Below are 20100 nucleotides of genomic sequence, written 5' to 3'. Positions count from 1 at the left end.
ACATGAATGTCACGTATTTGCATGACGACGACCTCGACTTTTTGCAGCATTGCAGTGAGGAACAACTCGCCACGATTACTCGCCTGTTAACGCATAATGAAAAAGGCAAAGCCCGTCTGTCGAGCGTTCTGAGCCACAACGAATTATTTAAATCGATGGAAGGACACCCGGAACAGCACCGCCGCAACTGGCAACTGATCGCCGGAGAACTTCAGCATTATGGTGGCGACAGCATTGCCAATAAACTTCGTGGTCATGGAAAGCTATATCGGGCGATTTTGCTGGATGTTTCGAAGCGTCTGAAGCTTAAAGCCGACAAAGCGATGTCCACGTATGAAATTGAGCAGTATTTACTGGAACACTTTCTACGAAATGCCTGGCAAAAAATGGATGCGGAACATAAGCAGATCTTTTTGCAGGCCGTTGATGCAAAAGTCTCTGAGCTGGAAGAGTTACTGCCGCTATTAATGAAGGATCGCCATCTGGCGACTGGCGTTTCTCACCTGCTCTCCAGTCAGCTTACTCAGATCCTGCGTACCCATGCCGCAGTGAGCGTCATCGGACATGGACTGCTACGCGGCGCAGGGCTTGGCGGCCCGGTCGGCGCGGCTTTAAACGGGGTTAAAGCGGTGAGCGGCAGCGCCTATCGCGTGACGATCCCGGCGGTACTACAAATCGCCTGTCTGCGCAGAATGATCAACAGCGCACAAGCGTGATGCACATCACAGGGAAAATAATTCATTTTCCCTTCGTTAGATCATAGACAGTGCCCTCTCCCCTGATTATCATGCCGCGCCCCGAAGACAGTGATCGTTATTCGGGGAAACTATTTCACCATTCAATCAATGATGATTTTGAGGAATTATGGGCAACACTAAGTTGGCTAATCCGGCACCGCTGGGCCTGATGGGCTTTGGCATGACCACCATTCTGCTTAACCTGCATAACGCGGGTTTCTTCGCCTTTGACGTTATTATTCTGGCGATGGGCATTTTCTACGGCGGTATCGCGCAAATTTTTGCCGGGCTGCTGGAATATAAAAAAGGCAACACCTTCGGTTTAACCGCCTTTACCTCCTACGGTTCGTTCTGGCTGACGCTGGTTGCGATCCTGATCATGCCGAAAATGGGCCTGGCGGATGCAACCAATGGTCAGTTCCTGGGCGTATACCTGGGTCTGTGGGGCGTGTTCACACTGTTCATGTTCTTCGGCACGCTGAAAGCGGCTCGTGCGCTGCAGTTTGTCTTCCTGAGCCTGACGGTGCTGTTCGCGCTGCTGGCCGTGGGCAACATTGCGGGTAACGAAGCGATCATCCACGTTGCTGGCTGGGTTGGCTTAGTGTGTGGCGCAAGCGCCATTTACCTGGCGATGGGCGAAGTGCTGAACGAACAGTTTGGCCGTACCATACTGCCGATTGGTGAAACGCACTAATCTGACGCTATCCCCCCTCGCGGGGGGATATTCCTTATAAGCGCTGTAACTCTCCCTGCACGCTCGTATCGCGATGATAAATATCCTGTCGCAGCCAAATCCCCAGTCCTAACCCCACCAGCGATAACGCCAGTACATACCAGGCTGGAGCCATTGGCGACACGCCCATTAACATCGTTACGGCGATTGGCGTCAGACCACCAAAAATGGCGTACGAAACGTTGTAAGAAAACGAGATACCGGTAAAGCGGACTTCCGCTGGAAACGCTCGTACCATGACATAAGGCACAGCCCCCACCACGCCAACGCACAAGCCTACCAGCCCATACAGCAGGAACAAGTGCTGAGGATGGCTACCGGTCAGATGATAGAAAAACCAGCTCGAACAGGCCAGCAGCAGGCTACCGACAATAAAGGTTTTGCTGGCACCAACCCGGTCGACAATAAACCCGGCCAGCAGACAACCGACGCACAGCATAATGGTCGCGACGCTGTTGGCTTGTAACGTCAATGCTGGCGCAAAGCCATACTGCTTTTGCAACCAGACTGGCGACATCAGGATCACCACAACAATCCCGGCCGATAACAGCCAGGTCAGCAGCATGGAAATGACCACCGCTTTTTTATGTTTGCTCACCACCGACTTCACCGGTAGCTCTTGCGCCAACGCTTTACGCTGCTGCATTTCGAGGAAGATAGGCGTTTCCTGCAGCCAGCGGCGCAGGTACATCGCCACCAGCCCAAACACGCCGCCCAGCAGGAAAGGAATACGCCAGCCGTAGTCATGCACCGCCTGTTGCGTCAGGCTGGTGTTCACCAGCGTTGCAACCACCGAACCCAGCAGAATCCCCACTGTCAGCCCAGCAGTCAGTGTTCCGCAGGCAATGCCGATGCGACGCGCCGGTACATGTTCCGCCACGAACACCCACGCTCCCGGCACTTCTCCCCCAATGGCTGCGCCCTGCAAAATGCGCATCAGTAATAATAGTAACGGCGCGAGGATCCCCATTGAGACATAGGTAGGCAACAAACCAATCGCCAGCGTCGGTATCGCCATCAGCAAAATGCTCAGGGTAAACATTTTCTTGCGTCCGACCAGGTCGCCAAAATGCGCCATAATGATGCCGCCCAATGGACGCGCCAGGTATCCGGCGGCAAAAATGCCGAAGGTTTGTACCTGACGTAGCCATTCAGGGATATCTGCCGGGAAGAAGAGTTCGCCAACAACAGCGGCAAAGAAGACGAAGATAATGAAATCATAAAACTCAAGCGCCCCGCCGAGTGCAGCAAGCGTAAGGGTTTTATAATCCTGGCGATTCAGGGGTCGAGTGTGTTGTGACATAGCAAACCATGAGTCAGTGGAGTAATTGAATATGTCTGTCGATAAATGTAAAGCAAAAATTACTATATCGTAAACAATTCAATACTCCACCTTCATTGTTACTTATATCACGATCAGGCTACTTTCAGGCGTTTATATCGCGTATTGCGCTTTTAGGACGAAAAGATGCTACAACTGCCGGTGCAGTTTCGACATAAGGCCCATCTAACAGCTGTATACAATACGGTACACTTGCAAAGATACCTGGCACGATGACCTTACCATCAGCATCTTTCACGCCTTCCAGCGTTTCTTTGATCGATTTCGGCTGCCCAGGCAGATTCAGGATCAGCGCCTGTTTACGAATCACGCCAACCTGACGGGAAAGGATTGCGGTTGGCACAAAGTGCAGGCTTATCTGGCGCATTTGCTCACCAAAACCTGGCATCTGGCGGTCAGCTACAGCCAGCGTAGCGTCTGGCGTTACGTCGCGACGTGCCGGACCCGTTCCGCCGGTCGTCAGCACCAGATGACAGCTCATTTCATCAACCAGCTCGCATAAGGTTTGTTCGATAATCGCCTGTTCATCCGGGATCAACCGCGTTTGCAGCTCAAAAGGGGTCGTAAGGGCTGATGCCAGCCACTCTTCAAGGGCCGGGATACCTTTATCCTGGTAAACGCCGCTGGAAGCACGATCAGAAATGGACACCAGGCCAATGCGTAAAGTATTCATGATTATTCCGTTTAAACAGTCTCGTTAAACAGAATGATACACTGCGAAAGGAAGGACAGACAGGTTTCAGAAGAGGTAGCGTGACCCCTGTCAGGGCCACGCCGAAATGATTACAGCAGATCGCCGATCATTTTTTCCAGTTTGCCCTGGTCTACAGCAAACTTACGGATACCGTCCGCCAGTTTGTCTACAGCCATTGGATCCTGGTTGTGCTGCCACAGGAACTCAGCTTCAGTGATACGTGCCGGACGCGCTTTCACTTCGCCAGAGAAAGACAGTTTACGTTCGATAGCGCCTTCGCTTTCCGCCAGCTCTTTCAGCAGTGCCGGTGCAATCGTCAGACGATCGCAGCCCGCCAGCTCAATGATTTCGCCGATGTTACGGAAGCTCGCGCCCATAACTACGGTTTCGTAACCGTGCTGTTTGTAATACTCGTAGATTTCCGTTACGGAAACCACGCCCGGATCTTCTGCCGGTGCATACTCTTTCTTGTCGGTGTTGGCTTTGTACCAGTCAAGAATACGACCAACGAACGGAGAAATCAGGTATACGCCAGCTTCTGCACAGGCACGCGCCTGCGCAAAGGAGAACAGCAGGGTCAGGTTACAGTTGATGCCTTCTTTTTCCAGCTGCTCAGCGGCACGGATGCCCTGCCAGGTTGAAGCCAGTTTGATCAGAATTCGATCGTTGCTGATGCCAGCATCGTTGTACAGTTTGATCAGACGTTTTGCTTTCGCGATGGACGCGTCGGTGTCATAGGACAGGCGAGCGTCAACTTCTGTGGAAATGCGTCCCGGGACCAGTTTCAGGATCTCCAGACCGATGTTTACCGCCAGTTTATCAGTCGCGTCGACGACCTGCTGCGCGCGGTCGTTGCTCTGCTGCTTAGCCCAGGCTACAGCGTCATCAATCAGCTTGCGATATTCCGGGATCTGCGCTGCGTTAAGAATGAGAGAAGGGTTAGTTGTGGCATCCTGAGGCTGATACAGCTTCATTGCCGCGATGTCTCCGGTGTCGGCCACTACTGTGGTGAACTGACGAAGGGAGGTCAATTTGTCCGTCATGATAGTGATTCTCTTTAAACAGCTTGTTAGGGGGATGTAACCGATCTTCCCTGATGATAGCACGACGCACTCTCAGCGCAACCGCCTGGATTGTCCGACCTGCCGCTCAGCCCTGATTACGCATCTCAAAGCCTGAGGTGCGCAATTAAGGGATATACCTATTGTTATGATAAACTCCCGCAATCAATCTGCTTATAAGGTATATACTGGTCGATAATTGGTAGCGCTTACATGGGATTATTCGCGCTTACCGGCATCAACAAGAGGGATGTTAATGCCTGATTTTTTCGCATTTATTAATGAAATACTCTGGGGATCGGTGATGATCTACCTCCTGCTTGGCGCAGGATGTTGGTTCACCTGGCGCACGGGGTTCGTTCAGTTTCGCTACATTCGCCAGTTTGGCAGAAGTCTTAAAAACAGCATCAGCCCGCAACCGGGCGGTTTAACCTCCTTTCAGGCTTTATGCACCAGTCTTGCCGCGCGGATCGGCAGCGGAAATCTGGCAGGCGTTGCGTTGGCAATCGCCGCAGGCGGTGCGGGAGCCGTTTTCTGGATGTGGGTCTCGGCAGTCATTGGTATGGCAACCTCGTTTGCCGAATGCTCACTTGCGCAACTGTATAAAGAACGCGACAGCAAGGGACAGTTTCGCGGCGGTCCCGCGTGGTATATGGCACGTGGTCTGGGTATGCGCTGGATGGGTGTGCTTTTTGCCATCTTTTTACTCATCGCATATGGGCTGATTTTTAACAGCGTGCAGGCAAACTCGGTCTCGCGCGCACTTGCTTTTGCCTTTGACATCCCTCCCCTATTCTCCGGTATCGCACTGGCAATAGCGTCATTGCTGGCAATCGTCGGCGGTATTAAAGGCGTTGCCCGTCTGATGCAATGGTTTGTTCCGGTGATGGCTCTGTTGTGGGTCGGTTGTAGCCTCGTCATCTGCCTTTGGCATTTCGGTCAGCTTCCCGGCATTATCATGACCATCGTTAAAAGCGCCTTTGGTTGGCAGGAAGCCGCCGCCGGCGCCGCCGGGTACACGCTAAGCCAGGCCATTGCCAGCGGCTTTCAACGCGGTATGTTCTCGAATGAGGCCGGAATGGGATCTACCCCGAACGCCGCCGCCTCGGCTGCCTCCTGGCCTCCGCATCCTGCGGCACAAGGCATTGTGCAAATGATTGGTGTTTTAGGCGATACGCTAATTCTCTGTACGGCCAGTGCGATGATCGTTCTGCTGGCGGGTAATGGCACCAGTACCATGCCCATTGAAGGCATCCAGTTGCTGCAGAGAGCGATGGTCTCGCTGACGGGTGAATGGGGCGCCGGATTCGTCGCCTTTATTGTGATCCTGTTTGCCTTTAGCTCTATCGTCGCCAACTACATCTATGCGGAAAACAACCTTGTTTTCCTGAAGCTGGACAATATCCGGGTAATTTGGCTATTACGTATCGCGACCATTAGCACCGTTGTCGGCGGCACATTACTTAGCTTCCCGCTGCTCTGGCAACTTGCCGACATCATCATGGCCTGTATGGCCATCACTAACCTGACGGCGATTTTACTGCTCTCGCCGGTTGTCCATACCCTCGCCAGCGACTATCTGCGCCAGCGTAAACTCGGGGTGCGACCAGAATTTAATCCGCGCCGTTATCCTGATATCAGACAACAGCTTGCACCCGAAAGCTGGGATGAAACGCCGCGTGAATAGCGCGGCAATCGCAACCATCGATCAACTCTGTCCTTTTTTTTGCTAAAGTCGCAGTAAATTTCCTGCAAGGACTGGATATGCTGATTCTGATTTCACCTGCAAAAACGCTCGACTACCAAAGTCCGCTGGCAACCACACGCCACACGCTGCCCGAACTGCTGGACCACTCGCAGCAGCTTATTCACGTGGCGCGACAACTCTCCGCGCCGCAGATTGGCAAACTGATGGGGATTAGCGACAAGCTGGCGGATCTGAATGCCACCCGTTTCCATGACTGGCAACCTGATTTCACACCGGAAAATGCGCGTCAGGCTATTCTGGCGTTTAAAGGCGACGTCTATACCGGACTGCAGGCTGAAACTTTCAGCGAGGCGGATTTCGACTTCGCTCAGCGGCATTTACGCATGTTGTCCGGGCTGTACGGCGTGTTGCGTCCGCTGGATTTGATGCAGCCTTACCGTCTGGAGATGGGCATCCGCCTCGCCAATCCAAAGGGGAAAGATCTTTACCAGTTCTGGGGCGATACCATCACCGACAAACTTAACGAAGCGCTGGAAGCGCAAGGCGACAGCGTGGTGATTAACCTCGCATCAGATGAATATTTTAAATCCGTGAAGCCGAAAAAGCTGAACGCCGAACTTATCAAACCGGTCTTCCTCGATGAGAAGAACGGCAAGTTCAAAGTCATCAGCTTTTATGCCAAAAAAGCGCGTGGCCTGATGAGCCGCTACATCATTGAAAACCGCTTAACGCAGCCAGAGCAGCTGACGGCATTTAACAGCGAAGGCTATTTCTTTGATGAGGAAGCATCAGGGCAAGGTGAGCTGGTGTTTAAACGTCACGAACAGTAGTGTACATGCCGGATAGCGGCTAACGCGTTATCCGGCCTACAGGTTTTGTGGGCCCGCTAAGCAAAGCGCCTGCGGGCACCACCGTTAACCGCGGGTCATCATCAGCTTACGCAGCGCAGCAAAATCCGCTGGCAGGTGATGAGAGAGCAGCGGCAGGTCCGCGCGCTCCGCCAGCTCTTTTGGCAGAGCCAGCGTAAGATCAAGAATCTCTTCAACGCTCTCCTTAAACTTCGCCGGATGCGCGGTTCCGAGGAACAAGCCATACTCGCCAGGATTCAACTGGTCACGCAGCGCACGGTAAGCCACCGCCGCATGCGGTTCTGAGGTGTATCCCATGTCATGCAGCTCGCGCATCGTATCCTGAGTGGTAGCATCGTCAACAGCGGCATAACCCAGCTCATTCAGACGCCAGATTTTACGGCGGAACAGTTCTTCCACGCGCGGCCAGTTGTTCGGCTGGCTGACATCCATCGCATTGGATAACGTCGCCTGCGTCGGCTTCGGCGCCCACTCACCCTCTGCAAGGAAGCGTGGAACCGTATCGTTGACGTTGGTCGCCGCGATAAAACGCTTCACCGGCAAGCCCAGTGATTTCGCCAGCAGTCCGGCGGTCAGATCGCCAAAGTTGCCGCTGGGAACGGAAATAACCAGCTGATTACGCGCTTCTTGCGGCAGTTGAGCCACAGCTTCAAAGTAGTAACAGATTTGCGCCAGCAGACGGCTGATGTTGATCGAGTTAGCCGAGTTCAGCCCCAGCGCCACCTTCAGTTCTTCGTCATCAAACGCCTGTTTCACCAATGCCTGACATGCATCAAAATCACCATCAATAGCGACGGTTTCAATGTTGCCACCCAGCGTACAGAACAGTTTTTCCTGTAATGGGCTAATCTTGCCGTTCGGGTAGAGGATCACCACGCGAACGTTCGGCAGACCATAAAACGCATGCGCCACGGCAGCGCCGGTATCGCCGGAGGTCGCCGTCAGAATCGTTACCGGTTTGTCGCCGCTGATGTGCGTCAGCATCTGCGCCATAAAGCGCCCGCCAAAGTCTTTAAATGCCAGCGTAGGACCGTGGAACAGCTCCAGACAGCCAACGTCCGCTGCAACCTGAGCAACCGGCGCCGGGAACGCAAACGCCGCGCGCACGCGCTCTTCCAGGATCTCCTGCGGGATCTCGTCGCCAATAAATGCGGAAAGGATCTTAGCGCTGCGGCTAACGAAGTCCTGGTTCAGCATCTCATCCACTTCTGTCAGATTGAATTCCGGCAGATCGTGCGGAAAAAACAACCCCTGATTCTTGCCAAGCCCTTGCGTGACGGCCTGCGCAAAGCTGACCTGTTCGTTGTGATCTTTCAGATTATAGAGTTTCATTAATTATCCCAGTACCCGTGCGCCTGCCGTGTCCAACCGGCAAATATGAACAAAGCCTTCCTGATTTTGCAGATAATGTTTAGCCAGCCAGTCTGCGACACGCTGCGCCGTATCCGGCTTATCGCATAAGGCGAACAGCGTCGGCCCTGACCCGGAGATCCCACTGGCCAGCGCGCCGATTTCCGCTACCGCCTGACGCGCCTGGCTGAAGCCTGGCAGCAAGCGGGTACGATACGGCTCAGCGATGACATCTTTCATTAGCTTCGCGGCCAGAAGGGGCTGACGGGAATAGCAGGCATGGATAAACCCAGCCAGATGCCGCCCGTGGGCGATACAGTCCTGACGGCGGTACTGCGCAGGTAAAATTGCCCGCGCTTCTGCCGTCGACACTTTAATCCCCGGATACGCCAGTACCCACAGCCACTCATCAAAGCCTGGCACCTGCTGGCTGATAATGCCGTTTTCTTCGATCATTAACTGCATACCGCCCAAAAAGCACGGGGCGACATTATCGTAATGGATACTGCCGGAGATACGCCCTTCCAGTTCGCCCATGATCGCCAACAGACGCGTGTCGTTGAGCGGTTTCCCACAGTGTTCGTTCATGGCGACCAACGCCGCCACAACGGAACAGGCGCTGGAACCTAACCCGGAGCCAATCGGCATATTTTTTTCCAGCGTCATCGCCACCGGAATGGTTTTACCCAGTTCCTGACAGAATCGCTCCCAGCACTGATAGACGATATTTTCTCGCGGCTCAGAAGGCAGTTTGTCAGCAAAGCGTCCAAGATTATTCAGACTGAACTGGTCGGCTGGCTCAACAGAGACAACATCACCCAATAGCGAACCGTCTATGGGGGTTACCGCCGCCCCAAGCACATCAAACCCGACGCTCATATTGGCACTGGAAGCCGGGGCATAAACTCTCACCATGTCAGACTCCTAACTTCCATGAAAGGGTACGTAGCAGGTCGGCAAATACGCCCGCCGCCGTTACGTCATTCCCCGCGCCATATCCGCGTAGTACCAGCGGTAACGGCTGATAGTAATGGCTATAGAACGCCAGCGCGTTTTCACCGTTCTTCACTTTGAACAGCGGATCGTTGCCATCTACTGCATCAATTTTCACGCGACAGACACCATCCTCTTCAATATTGCCAACATAGCGCAATACTTTCCCCTCATCACGGGCTTTCGCCACCCGTGCGGCAAAGGCGTCATCCAGTTGCGACAACTTCGCCATAAACGTAGAAACATCGCCGGAATCATCAAATTCTGTTGGCAGGACCGGCTCAATGACAATGTCAGACAGCTCCAGCTCACGGCCGGTTTCACGGGCCAGGATCAGCAACTTACGCGCCACGTCCGTCCCGGAAAGATCGTCACGCGGATCGGGCTCGGTATAGCCCAACTCACGCGCCATGGTAGTCGCTTGCGAGAAGCTCATGCCTTCATCCAGCTTGCCAAAAATAAACGACAACGAACCGGAAAGAATCCCGGAGAAACGCTGCAGCTCATCACCCGCGCTGAGCAGGTTTTGCAGGTTTTCAATCACCGGTAAGCCCGCGCCCACGTTGGTGTCGTACAGGAATTTACGTCGCGACTTCGCCGCAGCAAAACGCAGTTGATGGTAGTAATCCATCGACGACGTATTGGCCTTTTTGTTCGGCGTGACCACATGGAAGCCTTCGCGCAGGAAGTCGGCATACTGATCCGCCACCGCCTGGCTTGAGGTACAGTCGACAATCACCGGATTGAGCAAATGATATTCTTTCACAAGACGAATTAAGCGCCCGAGGTTGAAAGGTTCTTTCGCACACTCCAGCTCAGACTGCCAGTTTTCCAAATTCAGACCGTGGACGTTGGTCAGCAGGGCCTTCGAGTTCGCCACGCCACACACGCGTAAATCGATATGCTTGTTTTTCAGCCAGGTTTGCTGACGTTTAAGCTGCTCCAACAGCGCACCGCCTACTCCGCCGACGCCAATCACAAACACTTCAATCACCTGATCGGTATTGAATAGCATCTGGTGAGTCACGCGTACGCCGGTAGTTGCGTCGTCGTTGTTCACTACCACCGAAATAGAACGCTCAGAAGACCCCTGGGCGATAGCCACGATGTTGATGTTCGCACGAGCCAGCGCGGCAAAGAATTTCGCCGAGATGCCGCGCAGCGTGCGCATACCATCGCCCACCACCGAGATAATAGCCAGACGCTCAGTCACCGCCAGCGGCTCCAGCAGGCCTTCTTTCAGTTCGAGGTAGAATTCATCCTGCATCGCCCGCTGCGCACGCGCGCAGTCGCCCTGCGGGACACAGAAGCTAATGCTGTATTCAGAAGAGGATTGCGTAATCAGCACCACCGAGATGCCCGCACGCGACATCGCGGCAAAAACGCGTGCCGCCATGCCCACCATACCTTTCATTCCTGGGCCAGAAACGCTAAACATCGCCATGTTATTGAGGTTAGAAATACCTTTTACCGGCAAGTCGTCGTCATCACTGCTGGCGCCGATCAGCGTACCGGGCGCTTGCGGATTGCCGGTGTTTTTAATCAGGCACGGGATCTGGAACTGGGCAATGGGGGTAATGGTACGCGGATGTAGCACTTTAGCGCCGAAGTAAGAAAGCTCCATTGCTTCCTGATAAGACATCGACTTCAGCAGTCGGGCGTCGGGTACCTGGCGCGGATCGCAGGTATAAACGCCGTCGACATCGGTCCAGATCTCGCAACAGTCCGCACGTAAACAGGCGGCCAGTACAGCGGCAGAGTAGTCAGAGCCATTACGCCCCAGCACCACTAACTCACCTTTTTCATTCCCGGCGGTAAATCCGGCCATCAGAATCATATGGTCCGCAGGAATACGACTGGCGGCAATGCGGCGCGTAGACTCGGCGATATCAACGGTAGATTCGAGGTAATGGCCAACCGCCAGCAGCTTCTCAACCGGATCAATGACCGTCACGTTGTGCCCGCGCGCTTCCAGCAGGCCAGCCATGATGGCGATCGACATTTTTTCGCCACGGCAGATAAGCGCAGCATTGATGCTGTCCGGACACTGCCCCAACAGGCTGATACCATGCAGGACGTGCTTAATCTGGGCAAATTCTTGTTCAACCAAGGCTTTAAGCGGAGCCAGCGGAAAACCCGGCTGCGCGGCGGCAAGACCAACTAAAAGCTCTGAGAAAATGCGTTCGGCGTCGCTGATATTGGCTAAAGCATCCTGACCACCGATGGTCTTTTCAATCATCGCCACCAGATGGTTGGTAATTTTGGCGGGGGCAGAGAGAACGGTCGCGACCTGCCCCTGTCTGGCATTGCTTTCCAGAATGTCGGCAACCCGCAGAAATCGCTCTGCATTTGCCACTGATGTACCGCCGAACTTCAACACTCGCATGGTTTACCTCATTGCCTTTGGTCGAAAAAAAAGCCCGCACTGTTTAGGTGCGGGCTTTTTCTTGTGTTTCCTGTACGCGTCAGCCCGCACCGTTACCTGTGGTAATGGTGATGGTTGTGGTAATAGTGATGCTGATGCGTTTCATGATGTTGTGTGCTCTGTAATTATTATCTGTCTGTCTTGTATTCTTTTAGGGTTAAAGTATCTGCTGACCTAAGTCAATAAATTTTTAAATTGATCACATTCCGAAACTTGTTCATGAGCCACTGCTTGCCCTTTTACTTTCAACCAATACAGTATGTCAGACCCACTTGAAGCCAAAACAAAACGCTAACAAGACAGCATAACCCAGCATTTTATTTTGTTATGTTTTTTTCTATATCATGTAAAAAACGGTGCAGCATTGCCGTGTCTCGCTGCCCTAATAAGCCCATTCGCTGTTGCAGCCAGTCGGTGAGTTTGATGTCGTCAGAAACGTTCAGCGTGGCTAATAAACGCAAAACGCGCGCGCGCAACGCCTGCAACTGAAGTTCATCCGTCACCTCACTATTTTTGGCCGGTTGTTGTATTAAACCTGCTAATTGATAGCAATACACCATCACCGCCTGCCCCAGATTGAGTGAAGGGTAGTCAGCCACCATTGGTACCCCGGTAAGGACATCCGCCAGCGCTAATTCTTCGTTGGTCAGCCCGGAATCTTCGCGGCCAAACACCAGCGCGGCATGATCCATCCACGCCGATTTTTCCTGCAACAGAGGCACGAGTTCGACCGGCGTGGCGTAATAATGGAACTTTGCCCGGCTACGCGCAGTGGTGGCAACGGTAAAATCAACGTCGTGCAGCGCTTCGGCTAACGTTGGAAAAACACTAATATTATCAATAATGTCGCCAGAACCATGTGCGACCCACCGCGTTGCAGGTTCCAGATGGGCCTCGCTGTCCACGATCCGCAATTGGGTGAATCCCATAGTCTTCATGGCGCGGGCTGCCGCGCCAATATTTTCCGCTCTGGCAGGGGCAACCAGAATAATTGTTAAACGCATTTCGATACTCTTTTAGCCAGTCGGCAGGTAATAATGTGACGCACATCAACATATTACGCAGCGCGAATTTACATATTTTTAACAGAAATCACTGAAAAAGGATTTCGCTTCCGATAAAAAATGCTAAACTATTTCCAACCTGTACTATTGCTTTTTATGTTAACAAAAGTTGCATATCCTTCTGTTTATCCATGATAATTTAATTTAAAATGGATAGCATTGGTTGGATTCATTACATTTATTAATTAGCTCGTGCAACTAGTTGTAATATTGCAATTTTGTGATGAAAGCAAACATTTGGATGCGTTGATTTCATCAAACTGTTAACGTGCTACAATTGAACTTGATATATGTCAACGAAGCGTAGTTTTATTGGGTGTCCGGTACGTCTTAGCCTGTTATGTTGCTGTTAAAATGGTTAGGATGACAGCCGTTTTTGACACTGTCGGGTCCAGAGGGAAACTACCCACGACCAAGCTAATGATGTTGTTGACGTTGATGGAAAGTGCATCAAGAACGCAATTACGTACTTTAGTCATGTTACGCCGATCATGTTAATTTACGGCATGCATCAGGCAGGTCAGGGACTTTTGTACTTCCTGTTTCGATTTAGTTGGCAATTTAGGTAGCAAACATGCAGACCCCGCACATTCTTATCGTTGAAGACGAGTTAGTAACACGCAACACGTTGAAAAGCATTTTCGAAGCAGAAGGCTATGATGTATTCGAAGCGACAGATGGCGCGGAAATGCATCAGATTCTCTCTGAATATGACATCAACCTTGTGATTATGGATATCAATCTGCCTGGGAAAAATGGCCTCCTGTTAGCGCGCGAACTCCGCGAACAAGCTAATGTTGCGCTGATGTTCCTGACGGGCCGTGATAACGAAGTCGATAAAATTCTCGGCCTCGAAATCGGCGCCGACGATTACATCACCAAGCCGTTTAACCCGCGCGAACTGACTATCCGTGCTCGTAACCTGCTGTCACGTACCATGAACCTGGGTACCGTCAGCGAAGAACGCCGTAGCGTCGAGAGCTACAAGTTCAATGGCTGGGAGCTGGACATCAACAGCCGCTCTCTGATTGGTCCTGATGGCGAGCAGTATAAACTGCCACGCAGCGAATTCCGCGCCATGCTTCACTTCTGTGAGAATCCGGGCAAAATCCAGTCTCGCGCAGAACTGCTGAAAAAAATGACCGGTCGCGAACTGAAGCCACATGACCGTACCGTTGACGTGACTATCCGCCGCATTCGTAAACATTTCGAATCAACGCCGGATACGCCAGAAATCATCGCGACTATCCACGGTGAAGGCTACCGTTTCTGCGGCGACCTGCAGGATTAATTCAATCCTCACACGTATAAAAACGGCGCTTTATGCGCCGTTTTTCATTTCACCGCTCCCCTATTTCCAGATACGAAACTCGTCACTCTCACCGGGTTGCGGCTCAGGAAGCGCTTTCGACGTGGGTTTTGGCTGCGCCAGCGAGTGCCAGTCAAGATGACGCGTCAGGAACATCACCCCACACAGCGCGAATAACAGCACGCTGGTCCCAAGCAGTAAAGAACTGTCCTGCGAACGGAGCAACACCCACATCACGCCATCCAGCCCCAGTAGCGCTACGGTGAATAAAATACTCTTACGCCAACCCTGTAATATCGCCTGCAAATACACACCGTTCATCAATGCGCCCACCAGACTGGCGGTAATCCACGCGGCGGTAAAACCAATGTGTTCTGACAACGCCAGCAGCAACAGATAAAACATCACCAGCGATAACCCCACCAGCAGGTACTGCATCGGGTGCAGTCGAAGGCTGGTCATGCTCTCAAGCACAAAGAAAGACATAAAGGTCAGCACAATCAGCAAAATGGCATATTTTGTCGCTCTGTCCGTTAATTGATATTGATCCGCAGGGGTGGCGACAGCGACGCTAAATGCAGGCATTCCCTCCCAGCCAATCTTCTCGCTATCAAAGCGTTCGCCGAGATTATTGGCAAACCAACTGCTTTGCCACTGGGCATTAAATCCAGACTCACTGATTTCACGCTTAGCCGGAAGAAAATCCCCAAGAAAGTTGGGATGTGGCCAATTGCTGGTTAAAGTCATTTCACTGTTACGGCCAACCGGAACGACGGAGAAGTCGCCGGTTCCGCTCAAATTAAGCGACAGCGCCATGCTGAGATTTTGCGCCGCCCAGCTCGCGTCGGGCAGCGGAATATGGATCCCCTGAGCACGACCAGCCAGCCCCGTTCCAGGCTCCACGGCCAGCGACGTGCCGTTGACCTGTGGGGATTTCACCACGCCGATACCACGCGCATCACCCACACCCACTACAATAAACGGTTTGCCGAGGCTGACATTAGGATGGTTTAAATCACTCAAACGCTCAGCGTTAAACTCGGCTTTCACCGCCAAATCGTTATGCCAGACCTGGCCTTCATAAATACCAATTTTACGTGCTTCAACGTTTTGGCTTCCCTCGACGACCAACGATTCCGGTAGCCAGAAATGGATATAGCTGCGCTTACGCTGCACCTCTTTACCCTCCTCCAGCTCGGTATAAAGTTCCGTCACCGGAATGGCAATCAACGGACCGACCAACTTTTGCGGCCCGCTGGTGCTCTGGCGGATTGCATCTTCAACGTCATTGCGATAATCCGATCGCTCAACGATTATCTGCCTGACCATTGTCAGGGGAATTAACAGCAACAGCATGGCGCCACCCAAAGTGACGATTTTCCAGAACAGGGGTGATTTCAACATAGCGTTCTCCTTTGCAATACCTGCAAGGTAGAACAGCTATGTGCGGAGAATTTGAAGTTATGTGAAGTGACGGTGAAGCGTAAACGAAGCCTGTGCGCCACCTTCCGGTCGATTGCGTAAGGTCACCGAGCCTGCATGCAGTCGCGCAACCTCACTGACAAACGCCAATCCCAATCCGCTGCTCTTAAGCCCATTTTCACGGGGCAACGAATAGAAGCGCTCAAAAATACGCGGCAACGCAAAGTCAGGGATCCCGCTACCGCTGTCGGTAACCTGCAACGTGACCTGATCCTCGTGCTGATGCGCACTCAGCACAATCGTCCCATCCGGTGGCGTAAAGTCGATAGCGTTGTCGAGCAAATTCCCCAATGCCTGCTCCAGCAGCGCGGGATCGGCATCGACGCTGAGCGATGAAGGCATAATGGTCAGCGTGATGTTTTTTGCCGCCAGTTGCACGCTTCGGGCCTCTTTGAGCTGGGCAAACAGCGTATCTACCGCCACTGGCATCAACGTAATGTCCTGTCGATTCTCCAGTCGCGCCTGGCGTAACAAGGTTTCAACCAGCGCCTGCATACGCGCATTTTGTGCCAGAATATTATCGGTAAAACGCGCCACCACGTTCGGCGGCGGGCCTTCGCGCAAAATTTCCGCCGCGCCGCGAATGGCCGCCAGCGGGCTTTTGAGTTCATGCGTTAACGCATAAACGTACTGCTCAATATAATTCTTGCCCTCCAGCTTCAGACGCATACTTTCCAGCGCCTGCGCCAGTTTACGTAGCTCGCTGCTGCCTAAATCAGGCAGCGCGACGGGGCGGTTCTCGGTAACAGAATCGGCATAGCGCGCCAGCCGGGCAATGGAACGGTTGATCCACCATACCATTGCGGCGCCTATCACTAAGGCGATCCCCAGCAATACCGCGCTGGCCCACAGCATCCGCCGCTCACTGCGTTTAATCACCGGCGCCATCGCCGCATTGGGTTTGCCGACGCTAAGCACGCCAATAATACGCCCGCCGTCAACGATCGGCGCGGCAACGTACATCACCGAACTTTCCGGATCGTTCGGATTCTGCAACGTACTGCGGGCGCCATACTGCCCGCGCAATGTTAACCATACATCATTCCAACGGGAGTAGTCCTGGCCGACCGCCTGGTTAGCGGAATCAAACAGCACCTTGCCCTGCGCATCCGTCATGTAGACATGGTATTCATTACGCACCTTGTTAATGCCACTGATATTGGCGCGGAATGGGCGGTTATGCAGTTGGGAAAATGCCTGCGCCAGCTTACCGTTAGCGGGGGCGTCAGAAAGTAAGTCATCACGCGCCAGCGCAGCCAGCAGCGTGGCAGTATCAATCAATGTGCCTTCAGTCGCCCGGCGGACGCCAGGCTTAATTTCCTGCACAAAGATCGACAACACGAACCAGGCGGCGACGGCGACAATCAGGAAATAACCGAGCAGCAAACGCATACCAATGCGCATCAGACGCTCCTCAGGCTGTATCCCATACCGCGATGCGTATTAATGGGCGAGATCTCAGGGTTGATCGCCCGCAGTTTGGCACGCAGCGTTTTGATGTGGGTATCGACCGTTCTGTCGAAAGTGTCCTGCGCATCGGCCCAGACTAAATCCATCAATTGCTGGCGAGAGTATATGCGCCCCGGCGACATCAGCAGTGTTTTCAGCAACAGGAATTCATAGCGCGTCAGGTTTAACGGTATACCGAACCAGGTAATCTGCGCGGCCAGCTCATTGAGTTCGAAATCCCCACAGCGCGTCGTTGAGGAAGGAGAGGCAAATTTTTGCACCCGCCGCAGCAGGGTACGTACCCGGGCGCACACCTCACGCGGCGAGAAAGGTTTGGCAACATAGTCATCCGCGCCGATTTCCAGCCCCAGTAGTCGGTCCACTTCATCGCTGCGCGCGGTGAGAAACAGGATCGGCAGCGCCGGATGACGTTCCAGCAGACGTCGACACAGCTCAAAACCACTGATATCCGGTAGGCCGACGTCCAGAATTATCGCATCGGGGCATCTCTGGCGCGCATTTTCCAGCACCGGTAGCCCGCGCTCAAACGCTTCTACGCTAAAACCTTCCTGCTGCAGCATGTAGATAAGCGTATCCGCGATTCCCTGCTCATCCTCAACCAACCAGATCAACGGCTGTTGCATATTGCTTCCTTGTTATTGCCGCCACGGCATAATGGGCACCGCGCTGATGGCATTTTTGGGCGATCCATCGACCACTTTATCTGAATAGGCCAGATAGGCCAGCGCATTACGTTTTGCGTCATAAAAACGTACGACCTGTAAGGATTTAAACACCAGAGAGGTACGTTTTTTAAACACCACTTCGCCTTGTGCTTTACCGTTCTTGATTCTGTCGCTCAGTTCCACCGGCCCTACCTGCTGGCAGGAGATGGCGGCATCAGAAGTATCCTCAGCCAGCCCCAGCCCACCTTTGATGCCGCCGGTCTTGGCACGACTCACGTAGCAGGTCACATTGGTGACATCCGGATCGTCAAACGCCTCGACCACAATTTTATGGTCCGGCCCAAACATTTTGAACACCGTATCGACAGATCCAATCTGTTCCGCATGGGCGACCTGCGCCAACATCAGCAGAATTGAGGAAATGACTAAGCTCTTATATTTCATATTGTTACCATTCTTAAAAGTTACGCTGGGTAATTATTCGACATTCTAAGATAAAACGTATACAGATCACAGGATTACAATAATCACGCTTTCGAATGTCCAAAAAAAGCATTTATGAGCAAAAAAAACACTGAATGCTAAAACAACAAAAAATGCTATTATCCTCATACCTGACGTCAGGTACTCGTTGTTGAAAGGATGAGGATATTTTATGGATCAGGCTGGCATTATTCGCGACCTATTAATCTGGCTGGAAGGTCATCTGGATCAGCCTTTGTCGCTTGACAATGTGGCGGCAAAAGCAGGCTATTCCAAGTGGCACCTGCAGAGAATGTTTAAGGACGTGACGGGCCATGCTATTGGCGCCTATATCCGCGCCCGTCGTTTATCGAAATCCGCAGTGGCGCTTCGCCTGACTGCGCGCCCTATTTTGGATATTGCCCTGCAATACCGCTTCGACTCTCAACAAACCTTTACCCGCGCGTTCAAGAAACAGTTTTCCCAGACGCCAGCGCTGTATCGCCGCTCGCCAGAATGGAGCGCTTTTGGTATTCGCCCGCCAATGCGACTCGGTGAATTTGCCATGCCTGCGCATGAATTTGTGACGCTGGAAGATACGCAACTGCTTGGCACCACGCAAAGTTATTCCTGCTCGCTGGAACAGATTTCAGATTTCCGTCATGAAATGCGTGTTCAGTTCTGGCGCGACTTCCTTGCTCATGCCCCCGCGATCCCGCCGGTGCTGTACGGGCTTAACGAAACGCGCCCGAGCATTGAAAAAGATGACGAGCAGGAGGTGTTTTACACTACGGCACTGACGCCGGAACAAGCCAATGGCTATGTACCGTCGGCGCAGCCAATCCTGCTGCAGGGCGGCGAGTACGTGATGTTTACCTATGAAGGGCTGGGGACCGGCGTACAGGAGTTTATCCTGACGGTGTACGGCACCTGCATGCCGATGCTAAACCTGACCCGCCGTAAAGGGCAGGATATCGAGCGATACTACCCGGCAGAAGATGCCAAAGCGGGAGATCGCCCGATCAACCTGCGCTGCGAATTCCTGATACCGATTCGCCGCTAACGCTGCAGCTCATCCAACGCAGGGGCGTCCAGATGTGAGATATCCCCTGCCGTTTCAACCACCCATCCCGGCGCGAGCCATAAACTTTCCTGGTAATCAACGCGGGAAATTGAGCAATTGCGCAGACGCAAGCGACGTTCGGCCCATGCCGGCAATCCCAGAATCGTACTCACCAGGCAGCCCAGCGCGATACCGTGGCTCACCAACAGCGGGCGGCTCCCCTGCGGAAGGTCCAGGCAGGCTGCCAGAGCCGCATTCACGCGATCGCTCAGCTCCTGCATCGATTCCCCTTCAGGAATACGCCCATCAACCGTACCGTTCACCAACTGGCGACGCCAACCCTCTTCTTCTGCCGTCAGCGTGTCGATATGACGTTTTTCCAGCACGCCCATATTCAGTTCACGCAGCCGGGAGTCATAAGTGATATCACAACCACAGGCCTGGGCGATGATTTCTGCGGTGCGTCGTGTACGACCTAAATCACTGCTGATGACATGCGTAATACCCAACGAGCGGGCGCGTTCACCAACCTGCATGGCCTGCTGCTCACCTTTAGCGGTCAGTGGGCTGTCTGACTGGCCTTGAATACGTCGCTCGGCGTTCCACTGCGTTTCACCATGGCGAACAAGGTATACCTGTAACATGCTTTTTTTCCGTTATACTGCGATGCGAT

General features: G+C 53.0%; 20 protein-coding genes and 1 other annotated feature. Of the genes, 6 read left to right on the top strand and 14 right to left on the bottom strand.

Annotated elements, in window-relative coordinates:
• Nucleotides 1-2 precede the first annotated feature (2 nt).
• Nucleotides 3-716, top strand: a complete 714-nt coding sequence (msyB, locus tag ACVXHP_RS13580) for an acidic protein MsyB (protein ID WP_447571641.1) — start codon at nt 3-5, stop codon at nt 714-716.
• 148 nt (nt 717-864) lie between these two features.
• Nucleotides 865-1431, top strand: coding sequence for an acetate uptake transporter (gene satP / locus ACVXHP_RS13575; protein ID WP_042312473.1), 567 nt, complete (start codon nt 865-867; stop codon nt 1429-1431).
• A gap of 34 nt (nt 1432-1465) precedes the next feature.
• On the opposite strand, the gene ACVXHP_RS13570 is transcribed toward satP, so the two are convergent.
• The 3 genes from ACVXHP_RS13570 to tal form a co-directional block, all read right to left on the bottom strand.
• Nucleotides 1466-2773: an MFS transporter gene (locus ACVXHP_RS13570; RefSeq protein ID WP_200008522.1), complete on the bottom strand. Its 1308-nt coding sequence runs from the start codon at nt 2771-2773 to the stop codon at nt 1466-1468.
• 124 nt (nt 2774-2897) lie between these two features.
• Nucleotides 2898-3485 carry a molybdopterin adenylyltransferase gene (gene mog, locus ACVXHP_RS13565; protein ID WP_003829749.1) on the bottom strand — a complete coding sequence of 196 codons (588 nt, stop codon included), beginning with the start codon at nt 3483-3485 and terminating at the stop codon, nt 2898-2900.
• Nucleotides 3486-3595: 110 nt separating this feature from the next.
• Nucleotides 3596-4549, bottom strand: a complete 954-nt coding sequence (gene tal, locus ACVXHP_RS13560; RefSeq protein WP_005124064.1) for a transaldolase — start codon at nt 4547-4549, stop codon at nt 3596-3598.
• A gap of 274 nt (nt 4550-4823) precedes the next feature.
• Between tal and ACVXHP_RS13555 the strand changes: the two genes are divergently transcribed.
• Together ACVXHP_RS13555 and yaaA are read left to right on the top strand one after the other, a co-directional pair.
• Nucleotides 4824-6254 (top strand): alanine/glycine:cation symporter family protein, encoded by a 1431-nt coding sequence (locus ACVXHP_RS13555; RefSeq protein ID WP_447571640.1) that lies wholly within the window; start codon nt 4824-4826, stop codon nt 6252-6254.
• A gap of 77 nt (nt 6255-6331) precedes the next feature.
• Complete coding sequence (yaaA, locus tag ACVXHP_RS13550) at nt 6332-7105, top strand: peroxide stress protein YaaA (RefSeq protein ID WP_447571639.1); 774 nt, start codon at nt 6332-6334, stop codon at nt 7103-7105.
• Nucleotides 7106-7189: 84 nt separating this feature from the next.
• Here yaaA and thrC read toward each other — a convergent pair whose 3' ends face one another.
• The 6 genes from thrC to yjjY form a co-directional block, all read right to left on the bottom strand.
• Nucleotides 7190-8476: a threonine synthase gene (gene thrC, locus ACVXHP_RS13545; protein WP_447571638.1), complete on the bottom strand. Its 1287-nt coding sequence runs from the start codon at nt 8474-8476 to the stop codon at nt 7190-7192.
• Between the two features lie 3 nt (nt 8477-8479).
• Complete coding sequence (thrB, locus tag ACVXHP_RS13540) at nt 8480-9409, bottom strand: homoserine kinase (protein ID WP_204561636.1); 930 nt, start codon at nt 9407-9409, stop codon at nt 8480-8482.
• A 1-nt stretch (nt 9410) separates the two neighbouring features.
• On the bottom strand, nt 9411-11873 hold the full coding sequence (thrA, locus tag ACVXHP_RS13535; RefSeq protein WP_200008514.1) for a bifunctional aspartate kinase/homoserine dehydrogenase I: 2463 nt from the start codon (nt 11871-11873) through the stop codon (nt 9411-9413).
• A gap of 23 nt (nt 11874-11896) precedes the next feature.
• Nucleotides 11897-12023 (bottom strand) — a sequence feature (Thr leader region).
• Nucleotides 11953-12018, bottom strand: a complete 66-nt coding sequence (thrL, locus tag ACVXHP_RS13530) for a thr operon leader peptide (RefSeq protein ID WP_032337689.1) — start codon at nt 12016-12018, stop codon at nt 11953-11955. Its footprint overlaps the feature before it by 66 nt.
• A gap of 206 nt (nt 12024-12229) precedes the next feature.
• The gene (locus tag ACVXHP_RS13525) at nt 12230-12916 is read right to left on the bottom strand and encodes a tRNA/rRNA methyltransferase (protein ID WP_150344638.1); all 687 of its coding nucleotides are present in this window, start codon (nt 12914-12916) and stop codon (nt 12230-12232) included.
• A 398-nt stretch (nt 12917-13314) separates the two neighbouring features.
• The gene (gene yjjY, locus ACVXHP_RS13520; RefSeq protein ID WP_042998021.1) at nt 13315-13455 is read right to left on the bottom strand and encodes a YjjY family protein; all 141 of its coding nucleotides are present in this window, start codon (nt 13453-13455) and stop codon (nt 13315-13317) included.
• Nucleotides 13456-13550: 95 nt separating this feature from the next.
• On the opposite strand from yjjY, the gene arcA reads away from it, so the two are divergent.
• The gene (gene arcA / locus ACVXHP_RS13515; RefSeq protein WP_001194359.1) at nt 13551-14267 is read left to right on the top strand and encodes a two-component system response regulator ArcA; all 717 of its coding nucleotides are present in this window, start codon (nt 13551-13553) and stop codon (nt 14265-14267) included.
• A 60-nt stretch (nt 14268-14327) separates the two neighbouring features.
• Here arcA and creD read toward each other — a convergent pair whose 3' ends face one another.
• The 4 genes from creD to creA are packed head-to-tail and all read right to left on the bottom strand — an operon-like array spanning nt 14328 to nt 18346.
• A complete protein-coding gene (creD, locus tag ACVXHP_RS13510) occupies nt 14328-15689 on the bottom strand; it encodes a cell envelope integrity protein CreD (RefSeq protein WP_447571637.1) in 1362 nt (453 codons plus the stop codon).
• Between the two features lie 57 nt (nt 15690-15746).
• Nucleotides 15747-17171, bottom strand: coding sequence for a two-component system sensor histidine kinase CreC (gene creC, locus ACVXHP_RS13505; RefSeq protein WP_316130650.1), 1425 nt, complete (start codon nt 17169-17171; stop codon nt 15747-15749).
• Nucleotides 17171-17860 (bottom strand): two-component system response regulator CreB, encoded by a 690-nt coding sequence (gene creB / locus ACVXHP_RS13500; RefSeq protein WP_316130651.1) that lies wholly within the window; start codon nt 17858-17860, stop codon nt 17171-17173. Before creB ends, creC begins: the two co-directional genes overlap by 1 nt.
• A 12-nt stretch (nt 17861-17872) precedes the next feature.
• Entirely contained in the window at nt 17873-18346 is a 474-nt protein-coding gene (gene creA / locus ACVXHP_RS13495) for a protein CreA (protein ID WP_003018998.1), read from the bottom strand.
• Nucleotides 18347-18557: 211 nt separating this feature from the next.
• Here creA and robA point away from each other — a divergent pair, with 211 nt between their 5' ends.
• On the top strand, nt 18558-19427 hold the full coding sequence (gene robA / locus ACVXHP_RS13490) for an MDR efflux pump AcrAB transcriptional activator RobA (RefSeq protein WP_200008502.1): 870 nt from the start codon (nt 18558-18560) through the stop codon (nt 19425-19427).
• Here robA and gpmB read toward each other — a convergent pair.
• On the bottom strand, nt 19424-20071 hold the full coding sequence (gpmB, locus tag ACVXHP_RS13485; protein ID WP_069324097.1) for a 2,3-diphosphoglycerate-dependent phosphoglycerate mutase GpmB: 648 nt from the start codon (nt 20069-20071) through the stop codon (nt 19424-19426). The two genes, robA and gpmB, sit on opposite strands and share 4 nt — an antisense overlap.
• Nucleotides 20072-20100 lie beyond the last annotated feature (29 nt).

This window comes from Citrobacter freundii complex sp. 2025EL-00176, assembly GCF_053309355.1.
This window is presented reverse-complemented; position numbering and strand designations above follow the sequence as displayed.

Bases quoted from the DNA above. Each gene is read 5' to 3' on its own strand.
- mog (WP_003829749.1), bottom strand. From the start codon at position 3,485: ATGAATACTTTACGCATTGGCCTGGTGTCCATTTCTGATCGTGCTTCC.
- gpmB (WP_069324097.1), bottom strand. From the start codon at position 20,071: ATGTTACAGGTATACCTTGTTCGCCATGGTGAAACGCAGTGGAACGCC.
- satP (WP_042312473.1), top strand. From the start codon at position 865: ATGGGCAACACTAAGTTGGCTAATCCGGCACCGCTGGGCCTGATGGGC.
- creD (WP_447571637.1), bottom strand. From the start codon at position 15,689: ATGTTGAAATCACCCCTGTTCTGGAAAATCGTCACTTTGGGTGGCGCC.
- creB (WP_316130651.1), bottom strand. From the start codon at position 17,860: ATGCAACAGCCGTTGATCTGGTTGGTTGAGGATGAGCAGGGAATCGCG.
- yjjY (WP_042998021.1), bottom strand. From the start codon at position 13,455: ATGACTAAAGTACGTAATTGCGTTCTTGATGCACTTTCCATCAACGTC.
- ACVXHP_RS13570 (WP_200008522.1), bottom strand. From the start codon at position 2,773: ATGTCACAACACACTCGACCCCTGAATCGCCAGGATTATAAAACCCTT.
- tal (WP_005124064.1), bottom strand. From the start codon at position 4,549: ATGACGGACAAATTGACCTCCCTTCGTCAGTTCACCACAGTAGTGGCC.
- arcA (WP_001194359.1), top strand. From the start codon at position 13,551: ATGCAGACCCCGCACATTCTTATCGTTGAAGACGAGTTAGTAACACGC.
- robA (WP_200008502.1), top strand. From the start codon at position 18,558: ATGGATCAGGCTGGCATTATTCGCGACCTATTAATCTGGCTGGAAGGT.
- ACVXHP_RS13525 (WP_150344638.1), bottom strand. From the start codon at position 12,916: ATGCGTTTAACAATTATTCTGGTTGCCCCTGCCAGAGCGGAAAATATT.
- thrB (WP_204561636.1), bottom strand. From the start codon at position 9,409: ATGGTGAGAGTTTATGCCCCGGCTTCCAGTGCCAATATGAGCGTCGGG.
- ACVXHP_RS13555 (WP_447571640.1), top strand. From the start codon at position 4,824: ATGCCTGATTTTTTCGCATTTATTAATGAAATACTCTGGGGATCGGTG.
- thrA (WP_200008514.1), bottom strand. From the start codon at position 11,873: ATGCGAGTGTTGAAGTTCGGCGGTACATCAGTGGCAAATGCAGAGCGA.
- creA (WP_003018998.1), bottom strand. From the start codon at position 18,346: ATGAAATATAAGAGCTTAGTCATTTCCTCAATTCTGCTGATGTTGGCG.
- yaaA (WP_447571639.1), top strand. From the start codon at position 6,332: ATGCTGATTCTGATTTCACCTGCAAAAACGCTCGACTACCAAAGTCCG.
- creC (WP_316130650.1), bottom strand. From the start codon at position 17,171: ATGCGCATTGGTATGCGTTTGCTGCTCGGTTATTTCCTGATTGTCGCC.
- msyB (WP_447571641.1), top strand. From the start codon at position 3: ATGAATGTCACGTATTTGCATGACGACGACCTCGACTTTTTGCAGCAT.
- thrC (WP_447571638.1), bottom strand. From the start codon at position 8,476: ATGAAACTCTATAATCTGAAAGATCACAACGAACAGGTCAGCTTTGCG.